The sequence below is a fragment of the Fictibacillus phosphorivorans genome (assembly GCF_023715845.1).
Classification (GTDB): Bacteria; Bacillota; Bacilli; order Bacillales; family Fictibacillaceae; genus Fictibacillus; species Fictibacillus phosphorivorans_D.
This window is the reverse complement of record NZ_JAMBOR010000009.1, coordinates 82,668-94,713: the sequence shown is the minus strand read 5'-3', so window position 1 is coordinate 94,713 and position 12,046 is coordinate 82,668. Positions and strand designations below refer to the sequence as shown.

Genomic DNA, 12,046 nt, shown 5'->3' with positions numbered 1-12,046 from the left:
AATTTTTACATTACTAGAAAAATAATAATATCTTTCGGTAAATTTTTCATATGTCTATTTTACTATCTTTGGGAGGAATTGTTAAGTATTTAAATTTTTAAAATAATATTCCAGTATATTCTACGGAACAATATTCTTCACAAATGGAATCTTTTGAAGAATGACGACCGCTAGATAGCTAGATAAAGTGACAACAATAAAAGTTACCGGCACACCAAACAAAACATGGATCGTTCTATTATGCAAAGCGAATCCGAAGAGCTCTTGAAATAGGCTAGATTTATAAAAGGTTAAGAAGAAAGGGTGTATGAAATAGATTCCAAAGCTTGCTGCTGCAAAGGAAGCGAGTAAAGGCACGTTCCTATTAAACGAATGTTTAACTAAAACAAATACTGCCATAGAAACCAATACGGTATTCGGCGCTAAATAATCTAGCCAAAAAATGTCGAGAGCACCTTTGGAAGACGTTGCCCAATAGGTTCCGAAGATGGTAACAAGCATCCCTATAACTCCACCTATATAAATCAGTGCTGCCGCCTTTTTACTTATCGTATATTTCGCGAGTAAATATCCTAATACATAGTATCCTGCGAATCCCCAAAACATCCCCATCTTGAAACCCATGTGCATAGACGTGAAGTAGAATACGACATTCTCTAAACACATAAAAAACCAAATGGCAACAAAATAGAGTAATAGATTGGTTCTATGCGCAATAGCGCGGAAAAGTGGAGTGGCGATATAAATGCCCACAATCATATAAAGAAACCACAAGTGATAATACGCTTTTCCTATATAAATGTTCTTGATCGCCGTTTCAATAGAAAATAAGTCTAATTGTGTTCTGAATTTAAAAAGTTGATAAAACAGTGTCCAGAATAGGAATGGAATGATAATCTTGGAAGCTCTCTTCTTAAAGAACACCGATAAGGGCTCTTCTTTTCCGAGAAGCAATGCCCCGCTGACCATAACAAATACAGGAACACTCCATCTAGCAAAACTATCGATGAAGTTGCCGAACCACCACGTTTTTGAAATATCCACTACCATTAATGAAGATACGACATGAATCATAACAACAGCCATGATAGCCAATGATCGAAGTGCATTCGCGTATTGTATCAATGCTATTCCCTGCTTTCCTAGTAATCTGAATTTTTTGTTAATTTGTCTTAATCATACAAATAGGTTTGATATATGACAATATTTACTTTTAATTAAAAGATTATTTAACCATTTTTGACAAAATCATTCTATTTTTGGATATTTTTATAAATCCCTATGATATACTAGTTTCAGTCTTTAATAAGGAGAGAGTAAGATGTTGACCTACTTGAAAAACATCATAGATGAGCAGCAAAGAACATTGAAGAAATACACCAAAATGGTAGACCAAATCAACGAGCTGGAAACTATTTTCGAAAAATATACAGATGAAGAATTGCGTGCAAAAACTTTAAAGTTTAAAGAACAGCTGGCAGAAGGAAAAACGATCGATGATATAAAATTCGAAGCGTTTGCGGTTGTCCGTGAAGCTTCTAAGCGTGTGCTTGGCATGCGCCACTTTGACGTACAGCTGATTGGCGGACTCGTTCTATTAGAAGGAAACATTGCGGAGATGGCAACAGGAGAAGGTAAAACCCTTGTCGCTTCCCTTCCCTCTTATGTGCGTGCACTTGAAGGAAAAGGCGTTCACGTTATCACGGTTAACGAATACTTAGCACGCCGTGACAGCGAATTTATCGGACAGATCCATACCTTCTTAGGATTAACTGTCGGATTGAACGTTCCGCAGATCTCTCCTGAAGATAAAGCAGCTGCTTATGAAGCAGATATTACATATGGTGTCGGCAACGAGTTTGGGTTTGATTATCTGCGAGATAACATGGTGCAGCATCCGTCTCAAAAAGTACAGCGTCCTTATCATTTTGCCATTCTTGATGAGGCGGATAGCGTCCTGATCGATGAGGCCCGAACACCGTTGATTGTCGCTGGAAAAACACAAGTGAGTCAGGAACTTCACTATATTTGCGCACAGCTTGTTAAACGCTTTAAAGAAGAAGAGCACTACCTGTTCGATCCAGAGACAAAATCCGTTAGTTTAACGGATGCAGGAATCGATCGCATCGAGGCGTGTTTTGGTGTTGGCAACCTGTATAAACTGGAACATCAGATGCTTTACCACTATGTCCTTCAAGCATTGCGAGCCGCAATCATGCTGAAGCGTGACGTTGATTATATCGTACGTGACGGAAAAGTTGAGCTCGTTGACCAGTTTACCGGTCGTATTTTAGAAGGCCGCAGTTACAGTGACGGCCTCCACCAGGCGATTGAAGCTAAAGAAGGTCTCACAGTAACGGAAGAAAACAAGACGCAAGCTTCTGTTACGATTCAAAACTATTACAGAATGTACCCGATGGTTTCTGGTATGACGGGAACGGCGAAAACAGAAGAAAAGGAATTTCGCGATGTGTACGGTATGCATGTTATTCCAATCCCGCCAAACAAACCTCGTCAGCGTGAAGATTTGACAGACCGTGTTTATGCGACACAAGAGCACAAATATGCAGCGATTGCTGATGAAGTAGCTCGTATCCACGAAACGAAACAGCCAGTATTAATCGGAACAACAACAATCGCACAATCTGAGGAAGTGGCTTCTTACCTTGATAAAAAAGACTTAACGTATCAACTGCTGAACGCTAAAAGTGAAGAGCAGGAAGCACAGTTAATTAGTCTTGCGGGTCAAAAAGGACAGATCACGATCGCGACGAACATGGCTGGCCGCGGAACAGACATCTTACTTGGTGAAGGTGTAAAAGAACTTGGTGGATTATATGTGTTAGGAACCGAACGACATGAAAGCCGCCGTATTGATAATCAGTTAAAAGGCCGCTCCGGACGCCAAGGTGATCCTGGACGCTCTCAATTCTTCGTAAGTATTGAGGATGAGATCGTTAAGCGTTTTGCGCGTGACGAAATGGAAAAGCTCCAAAAAACAATGAAACTTGATGATGCTGGGTTAATCCTTAATCAAAATCCAGTGGCGTTCATGGATCGCGTACAGCGTATCTGTGAAGGCTTCAACTACTCCGGCCGTGAGTACACGTTAAAGCTGGATGATGTCGTGAACCAGCAGCGTACCATTATTTATAAGCTTCGCGATCAGCTTTTAGAAAAAGAAGAAGTCTTCCCTTATGTACAAGAAATGGCTGAGGAAGCGATTGAAAAAGTATACAACAATCATATCACTGAAGACTTACTGCCAGAAGAATGGCCATTAGATGAGCTTCAGCACGATTTAAAGATGATATACGGAAACTACATCCAACTAAATGGCCAATATAAGGAAGATTATGAACTTCAGGATGACTTGAAAGCACAGCTGACGGCATATTTAGAGGAACTCGAATCCTTCATGCAAAAAGATGAAAAGATGACTCAATGGCTGAAGAGCTACACCGTGATGGCGTTAGACCGTGAATGGGTCAATCATCTAGAGGCGATGAGCCACTTAAAAGAAGGAATTGGACTTCGCCGTTACGGACAGGACGATCCGATGAGACTTTATGAAAAAGAGGGCTTGCAGATTTTTATCGGTACCCGCCATAAAATTCATAAAGCGGCGATCCGCCAGCTCTCACAGTTCATGCAAGCTGTTGAAAATCAAAAACAATTACAATAGGAGGTCCATTCATGCTTTCTCTTTTTAAAAAGAAAAATCCAAACAAAACAGGAGAAGATACGACGGTGTCCTCTCAAGAATTATTAAATGAACAGGTGGAACAAAGCACGGAGGAAGAAGTAGAAACGAAACTTTTCTACTCCCCTGCTTATGAGCTAGAACAAGAATTAAAGTATGTTTATCAATTTTTAAACCTAGAGCTTCCACCATTAAAACCCAATCAGATTTCACTGTCCGGTGTGGATTTGAAACAAGATGGCGGTGTAACAGTTACTGCATTTATCCGCAATAGCTTGAGTAAAGCGATTAAATTGCAAGAGATGCCACTATTACTGTTAGATGCAGAGGGGAAAAAATTAGCTCGCAAAGTGTTCGACCTTTCTGTTGTAGGAGAAATTCCAGCGAAAAGCAGTGTGCCATGGCTGTTTAGCTTTGAAGCAGCTGACTTGTTTGTTGAAGGCGAACTTCCTAAAACAGGGTGGAAGCTGGCATTTGAGCTAAAAGCGCCCAAAAAACACACGCTTGATTTGGAAGAAAGCTGGGCTAACCTTCCCGAACAAGATAAGGCACGTTTGGAACAGTTAGTCGATGATATGGCTGCACCTAAACCAGGTGAAATAAACTTCATGGGGCTCAACGCAAAAAAGTCAGTCGATGGCAACTTGCATGTAACGATGTTAATTCGAAACGGATCTGATAAAAACATCCAGCTGCAGCAGCTTCCCCTTGAAGTTGTGGATGCATCCGGTGATATGATCGCTAGAGGCGGGTTTGCGCTGAACGACTTTGAAGTAAAAGCATATACGAGTAAGCCGTGGACGTTTATCTTCCCACGTTCACTAGTATTAAAAGAAGAAGTGGACCTATCTGCATGGAAAGCTTATCCGCCACAACAAAATCAATAAAAAAAGGAGCTTGCCTAAAATCTAGGCAGCCCTTTTTTTAATTCTCTTCAATAACAGGTGTTTCTTCCAAATTCGGAACAGATTGAGTTTCAATATGACCATTTTCTAATTGCTCTTTTGTTGATTGGTCATCTTCAGTTACTGGTTCTTCAGTTTCTTCTGCTGGTTCCTCAACACCTTCAGATGGTTCTTCTACTGGCTCTTCCTCTGCTGGTTCAGTATCTTCAACAGGTGCCGTTTCCTCAGGTGTTACATTCTCAGTTGTTTCCTCTGTCGCAGGCTGTTCTTCTACCGGTTGTGTCTCGACCGGAGCCTCCGTTTCAACAGCCGGTGCTTCTTCAGCTGTTTGCTGTGCAGCTGCAGCAGCGTCATCAGTTGTTATATGAACGGTCCACTCGTCATTAGACCAAACAACATTAAAGCCAAATGCTTCTGAAATGACACGGACTGGAAGCATGGTTGTATTTTGATCCAAAATGACTGGCTTATTGAGGTAAATGTATTTTCCATTTAGAGAGATCGTTCTTAGCTTAAGATTGATCACCATTTTTTTGCCGTCTTTTTCTGCGGTTACCACGTTGTTTGCAAATGTAACTTTTGCACCCATGGCTGTCAATAGGTTACGAAGCGGTAAGTATACCGTATCGTATCCATAAATATGAGCAGGCGGATTAAAATTCTGTGTTTCTCCATTAATCGTTACCGCAATCGGGTCAGGATGTTTCACTTTTGAATTCTTCACAAAATGATCTGTGATCGATGCAGTTAACTTCGAACCGTCCCATTTGGTTTCGGCATTAAGTGCATTGGCAACAAAACGAATCGGTACCATCGTTCTTCCATCTTTAATGACAGGTGCTGTATCAAATGTAACCGTCGATGTACCGTTGGCTGATATAACCGTTGCTGTTTTTGAACCGATTTTAAACGTGACCGTACGATCCCATCTTGTCGCTTTAATAACACCGGTAGAACCGTTATAGTTTATCGTCGCATCAAGCTTTTCGAATACCCCTCGAACGGGTACGAATGTACGGTTATCTTTCATATAAGCGTCCTCATCATAAGAGAACAGCTTTCCATTAATGTAGACAGTTATCTTTTGTTCTGGCTTATAGCGAGGGCTCTTCACATACAGTTTGTAGCCTTCTTGCGCGACATATAATCCTACGTATTTGTTTTGTGACCAGATTGTAGGATACTCAGAAACCGGAACATGCGTGTTACCTGCATAGTTCCCAAGTTCTGGAGTGAATCCAGGGCGTTTGAATTTGAGGATAAACCAGTCCGTATATCCGCCACCCGAAGGATTCGGACCCGGGTAAACAAGGTCATACCCTGTCATGTTACCAATAGCAGAAGCATAGACATGGTCTCGTTCTTTCCAGCTGCCTGTCTGGTGGAAATTCCAATATAAAATTTCACCACTCGTATGGTAAGCTACTGCCATCTCCGGATCTATCTGCTTAGTGAAGATGGAGATCGCTCTTGACTCAGCCTGGTTAACAGGTGCTGTTCCTTTATAGTTACTCCATGATGGACCTGGCTTGTTATTCTTAATGTTTGCCCAGTCTGCATCGTATTGACGGTTTAGATCAACACCACGCGCATTGGCTTTCCAACGTTTAAAGTCTGTGCTGCCTTCGTTCATGTTGATCAACTTGAAGTGATCCGCTGAAGGGAACTTAGTCAGACCGTATTGTTGAAGCGTTACACCATCTGGGTTTACCATCGGTACAAACCACATGGTCGTTTTATTTAAAATATCACGTACATTGTATTTGCCGATCGAATCCCCATTCACATACGCACTTGCATATTCATCGATCATATCCATGCTTAGATTTGTAGAAATCCATTCACGGGCATGATGGGAACCGTTCACAAAGACCTTTGCATTCCCTTTTCCTAGCTTGATCGCGTAGATCGGACGGTTGTACTCACTGCGCCCGATCTCTTTGTAACTGATCAGACCCGGATAATGAGCAGCAAGCTCTTTCATATCTGTAACCATCTCATCGTATGTATAGAACTGATTACCATTCACTAGGTCATGTGTAGCTTCCGCTTTTTGGCCTCCCGTAAAACCAAACACAGAAAACATAGAGATGATTAGACACAAAGCTATGAAACTATGAAGTTGTCGTTTCCCCAAAATTATTCTCCCCTTCCAAAATTAAGCTACCTTTGTAGCGTATAAGTAATAACTTTTAACGTCAATGTCAAAAAGGCTTATATTTCGTCAAATTATTGTTACAAAGCATCTAATATTTGCCTAAAATATAATTTTTTAGCTAAAACTACAAAAACCTGCCCAGAGTTGGACAGGTTCTTGTTAGGATGTGTTACTTAGTATCCCTTATATCGGTTATATCTCCATAATGTTTAGTGAAGTTTATCGTTTTTTATTTATTAATATAACGGTCTAACATGGACGAAAATTCAGCTCTGGTGATCGGATTGTTTGGCCGGAAGGTTCCATCTGTATAACCGCCAGTAATCCCGTTAGCCAAGACAGTCTGGATCGATTGATAGGCCCAGTAACCTTTCTTAACATCAGAAAAAGATTTTGTGGTTGTTCCTTTTAAATCATAAGCACGTTCAATGATGGATGCCATCTCACCTCGAGATAAAGTTGCATCAGGTCTGAACGTTCCATCGACAAAACCATTCATAGCACCAATTGAAGCAACCGCTGCAATGGTTCCGTATCCATATGTGCTTGGAGTAACATCAGCAAACCCTGGATTTTTCACATTGCTCGTCTTCAATTTCATCTGTTTTGAAATCATGGTTGCGGCCTGAAGACGGGTAATGTTGTCATTCGGCCCAAACTTTCCATTCGGATAACCGCTAATGATCGACTGTTTGGTTAACTGCACGATCGAGCTTTTGGCCCATGATGCTTTATCTAAATCTGTAAAAGCCGGTTCGACATAAGACGCATCATAAACAGCCTGCAATTTGTCGAAATAGATGGTCCCTTTATTATGTTTCGCTGCATCCGTCTCTGCAAAATAAAGCTGTTTGAACTTGATCGGGAATGCCAGGTTCGCATTCAGCTTCGCCTCGCTGTAGCCCCAGCCCTTCCAAGTCATTCCTCCTGGTTCGGTAAAATCAATTCGTTGGGTTTGGCCGTTCACATCAATGACTTCACCGCGAAGCCAGTGGCCAGATCCGTCATTGTACGCCCATATACCGAGTGACGCTGGCTTTCCGTTTACAGGAATCGCCGTTTTCGCTTCTAAATATGCGGCTGCAGTACCACCACCGCTATTTGTAAAATCATAATCTACTTTTGCGGATGATCCCTCTCTCGCAAAATAAGAATCGGTTGAGAGAGCGACCTTGGAACGAGCGGTTTGTGTTCCCCAGTTTGTTAAGGAATTAAAAGATTCCAACGTTAAATACTTTGTTCCAGCCGGTATAGGGTTAGAATTCGTAACCGTCACAGGGATTCGTGCCGATGCGCCTCCCATGCTAGCTACAATTGTTCCTTTTCCTTCAGCTTTAGCAACGAACGTATTGCCTTCCATCACCCCTACACCGCCTTCAACTTTCCAAGTTAGCTGAGGAGCGGATAGATTCATAGGGTTATAGTTTTCATCAAGTGCATATTTTAATGAAATAGCTGTCTTCATACCCACTTCAAGCTTATTCGGAGCTGAGCCTAAAACTAGCATCGCCGCTCCCGCTGTCCCTATTGGAGCCGTGTTCACGACTTCTAAAATCGATGAAACAGCTCGCTCTCCTCCGTCAGATGGCGTATTCATCAATACGGGCTCATAGGCACCATATGTACGGGCGACCATCGCAGAAGATCCCCCACCGTCCAGGTTCATAGCATAGTCTGCACCAAGCGAGATCAAATAGTTTGCCATAGCAGTTAACGAGGAACCGGAGCTTGCTCTCGATCTTCCATCGTTCACAATAAAAAACAGTTTTTTGTAATCGGCATCGTAAGCTACTACTGTCCGTGGTGCACGGTCTTTAACAAGATAGTCGTTTGCAGACATGGAAATCTCTACTTTTCCGTTACGAACAAGCAGTGGTCCGCTTCCTAAAATAAACTTGGCGTCTTTCCACTTCGTCTCAATATCCGCTGACACTGAAACGGTGTCACCTTTTTTTAAGCTAGATAACTGATCAGCAAAGTCCTTCCCTGCAAAGGAAACGATCATTCCTCCTGTCGGGATTTTACGGTCACCAGGCTGAGTCATTCTCGTAATCTCTGAAACGGTTCCTGTTATCGTATCTCCAAAACCAATTTGTGCGGGATCTTTTGAGGCGTTTGTAATTACAATCTCTGTACCCCACTCATTCGTTCCCGAAGTAGTTAATTTATTTTCTTTTGTATAAAGAATGCCTGTATTTCCTTCCCGAACCGAGTTCATGCTGTAAAGCGGGAGTGTCTTCCCGTTAAAACCAAATGAAAGTTTTGGCCGTGTATAATCGATGATCGGCTCACCATTTGCGCCAATTCCAAAGCCAACTGCTATATTCATAGGCGAAGTAGAATCCGCAGTTACCACACCATAATTTACGATTTTATTATTTTGTGAGAGTATACCAGTTGGCGCGAATCCGTATTTGTCGTTGGATCTAAAGAAAGATGCATTCACTGCACCGACAACATAATGCCCGGCGCGGTTATCCAGCTTTGCTCGTTTAGACACCGTCATCAATGAACTAATCGGATTCGGAACCCCTACTTTAATTTGTGTGTTCGGATCACCAATCTTCGTTTCTATCATAAAAACATCCTGGTTCACTTTGGATGTATGATAGGCAACTTCCTTAAAGGTTGCTGCTTTTGAGAGCTTAAACTCTCTAACTGTTTGACCGTTAATAAATTCTGACGCATATGTATGACCTGTACCTAAAACTGCCTGACCTGCCAACACCAATGCTAAAAAAGCCCCCGCTTTTTTAGTAATCCTCTTACCCCTCATTTTAAATGATCCCCCATACTCTAGATGAAAATTTTTCCATTACTATACTATTTTATAATAAAATTCATAGATTGCAAGATTTTGTCAAAATATAGAGAAAAATAACTTTTATTGTTTTATTAGGAAAATTCATGTAGAATTTTGGTTTAAACAAAAAAAGCTTCAAACTGGCGAACAAAATTCAGTATGACCAAGGGGTTGCTTAGCTGTGAAATTCGGCTAAGCGACCTCTTTTTTTGGAGCAAACCTGTTTGATGCATAGACTTGCTGTTTTTGTGCATAGGACTCTCTGTTTTGTGCATAGACTTTACTCCTTTTGGCATAGGGCTCCCAGTTCGGTGCATAGACTACATAATTTTGACTCATAGACCTCCCTGTTTGGACCCATAGACTTCCTGTTTTGGCTCATAGCCTCTCTGTTGACCCATAGACTCCCCGTTTTGACTCATAGAACCTCTTGTTTGGACCCATAGACTCCCCGTTTTGACTCATAGAACCCGCCGTTCGGCTCAAAGACTCCCTAAATCAGCCCGCAAACTCTAAAACTAGCCTCATGAACTTCCTGATCTACCTCATTACCTCATCATTCCATCATCTAAAACAAAAAAAGACTGACCTAAAAGCACAAAGCTCTCACTTTTTAGGTCAGTCTCTTCCTTATTTCTTTTCAACTTTTTTCAAAATACCCGAAACGAGTGCATAGCTTTCTTTTTTCAGAAGCGGTCTATTTTCATCCACTCGCTTAAACACTTCATCATCGAGGTATCCGCGCTTTGCTGCAGCTACCCAAGGATTTTTTCGATGCTCATCCTTCTTAATGAACCATTCAAACATCCAGCGAGCTGCCTTATTGCGGGTTAATGGTTTATCACCTGTCACTTCTGGCCAATCAATGGTTTTGTAGCGTTTCGGATCCGTTCTCTCTACCCCATTCTTCACCATCCAGACAAACTGATCTTCTGTAAAAGGTTCGTTTGGCTTCAAGTCATTCTCATAACCAGCGAACAGGAGGCCACGCGTATAGAGATCCTTCACCGCTGGATAGAACCATTTGCCTTCATATAAATAGTTCAAATCAAAATGGTAGAGGTGTGCACCTTTTACAATCAACTCATCCTGTAATTGTTTCACCAGTTTTTTATCCTTTGACATCTCGCGGAAATTCATATCATTTTTATATGATAAAACGGATGCTACACCAGCGGCTTCCGCAGTAGACATACCCGTCGGAACAATCCTGGCACTTCCCGCTGCCAAGGAAGAGTAACCTGATGCCTTACTCGCTACAAGAAGATTGTCCATTTTCTTCGGAACAAGAGATCGGAACGGAATCGCATACTGCTTCGGATTTAAAATGACATAGTCTTCTCCGTCCGGGTCAGTCGCTTGAACGTCAACCGGATATGATCCAAATGCTATCGAATCCCAGTGATCTTTGTATTCCCACACATCCGAGATTGGCAACTGGTATTCCGCCTCAATGTGTCTTGTTTCCCGGACATAAAGTTCCTCTGGGTAGTCAGCGATCTCAGCATTTTCGAATCCAGGGAAGTTCTCCCGCAGAAACGTCAAAACGTGATTCGTTTCTTCTTTTCCGATCTCAATCGCTTCTTTATTGGACTCTTCATCAAGTCCGTTTGTTCCAAAGATCTGCAAGGCATTGATATAAACATCGCCATTCGTTACACGAGCAATGTTGAGTCCTCTTAACCGGGTCCGTTCACTCACCGGCTTATACGCGTCAACGACACCCCAGAACCCATACGCCGTACGGGGCTGAACGACTGCTTCACCGAACGTTTTATCTTTTGCCACTTTATAGACTTTGCTCCAGTCGACATTTTTGAAATGCATCATGAGCGTGACCGACATGCTTGTTTCTTTTTTACCGATATCTTCTTGTCCAATAAAATAAGGGACCTTCGCTAATGCGGCAAAGTCAGCATGTGCCGTTGTATCAATATAACGCTTGCCTTGATAGCGCATGACACCATCAGGATTTTTTACTTGAATTTGATGGATTGCTGTCTGTTCATCATTCAGCTCTACCTTTTCCACTTCTGTTTCAAGCTGCAGCGTAATATTTTTTTCATTTTTCACAAGCGTATCAAAAGCTTCCTCAGCTTTATCAATGTCAAACGAGATTTGGTTATCCACCATCTTATGCCACTCTTTAAAGATCCCGGCATTCGCTGGTTTTTTATCTTTATCGAGACCGAGATCAAGGAAGTTCAGTTCCCCGTAAGTAAACAAACCGCCTAGTCCACCGCGTTCAACGAGCAAGAGTGTTTTCGCGCCAGCTCTTGCTGAGGCAACTGCAGCTGCCACTCCCTCAGGCTCACCGCCAACAACGATTACATCATATTTTTTTAACGGAATAGCTTCATCGATCCGTACAACATCATCATTTTTATTTAGGTAATAACCGGTTCCCGCTCCGGTTAATAAAACCAATCCTAATAGTAACCCTATCCACTTTTTCAACCATATCCCTACTTTTTTGG

At 41.9% G+C, this 12,046-nt stretch carries 7 protein-coding genes; 2 read left to right on the top strand and 5 right to left on the bottom strand.

The features are described 5' to 3' along the window. Nucleotides 1-120: 120 nt before the first annotated feature. On the bottom strand, nucleotides 121-1,125 hold the full coding sequence (locus M3206_RS08965; protein ID WP_251312182.1) for an acyltransferase: 1,005 nt from the start codon (nucleotides 1,123-1,125) through the stop codon (nucleotides 121-123). A 196-nt stretch (nucleotides 1,126-1,321) separates the two neighbouring features. Between M3206_RS08965 and secA2 the strand changes: the two genes are divergently transcribed. Further along, nucleotides 1,322-3,685 (top strand): accessory Sec system translocase SecA2, encoded by a 2,364-nt coding sequence (secA2, locus tag M3206_RS08960; protein WP_251312181.1) that lies wholly within the window; start codon nucleotides 1,322-1,324, stop codon nucleotides 3,683-3,685. Between the two features lie 11 nt (nucleotides 3,686-3,696). Next, a complete protein-coding gene (locus M3206_RS08955) occupies nucleotides 3,697-4,590 on the top strand; it encodes an accessory Sec system S-layer assembly protein (RefSeq protein WP_251312180.1) in 894 nt (297 codons plus the stop codon). Nucleotides 4,591-4,627: 37 nt separating this feature from the next. On the opposite strand, the gene M3206_RS08950 is transcribed toward M3206_RS08955, so the two are convergent. The 4 genes from M3206_RS08950 to M3206_RS08935 form a co-directional block, all read right to left on the bottom strand. Continuing rightward, a complete protein-coding gene (locus M3206_RS08950) occupies nucleotides 4,628-6,745 on the bottom strand; it encodes a stalk domain-containing protein (protein WP_251312179.1) in 2,118 nt (705 codons plus the stop codon). Nucleotides 6,746-6,995: 250 nt separating this feature from the next. Then, the gene (locus tag M3206_RS08945) at nucleotides 6,996-9,542 is read right to left on the bottom strand and encodes an S-layer homology domain-containing protein (protein WP_251312178.1); all 2,547 of its coding nucleotides are present in this window, start codon (nucleotides 9,540-9,542) and stop codon (nucleotides 6,996-6,998) included. 219 nt (nucleotides 9,543-9,761) lie between these two features. Beyond that, nucleotides 9,762-9,908: a hypothetical protein gene (locus tag M3206_RS08940; protein WP_251312177.1), complete on the bottom strand. Its 147-nt coding sequence runs from the start codon at nucleotides 9,906-9,908 to the stop codon at nucleotides 9,762-9,764. Nucleotides 9,909-10,199: 291 nt separating this feature from the next. Continuing rightward, complete coding sequence (locus M3206_RS08935; protein WP_251312176.1) at nucleotides 10,200-12,026, bottom strand: FAD-dependent oxidoreductase; 1,827 nt, start codon at nucleotides 12,024-12,026, stop codon at nucleotides 10,200-10,202. Between the last annotated feature and the right edge of the window lie 20 nt (nucleotides 12,027-12,046).

Coding starts and splice junctions, on each gene's coding strand:
- M3206_RS08955 (WP_251312180.1), top strand. CDS start 3,697: ATGCTTTCTCTTTTTAAAAAGAAAAATCCAAACAAAACAGGAGAAGAT.
- M3206_RS08945 (WP_251312178.1), bottom strand. CDS start 9,542: ATGAGGGGTAAGAGGATTACTAAAAAAGCGGGGGCTTTTTTAGCATTG.
- M3206_RS08940 (WP_251312177.1), bottom strand. CDS start 9,908: ATGAGTCAAAATTATGTAGTCTATGCACCGAACTGGGAGCCCTATGCC.
- secA2 (WP_251312181.1), top strand. CDS start 1,322: ATGTTGACCTACTTGAAAAACATCATAGATGAGCAGCAAAGAACATTG.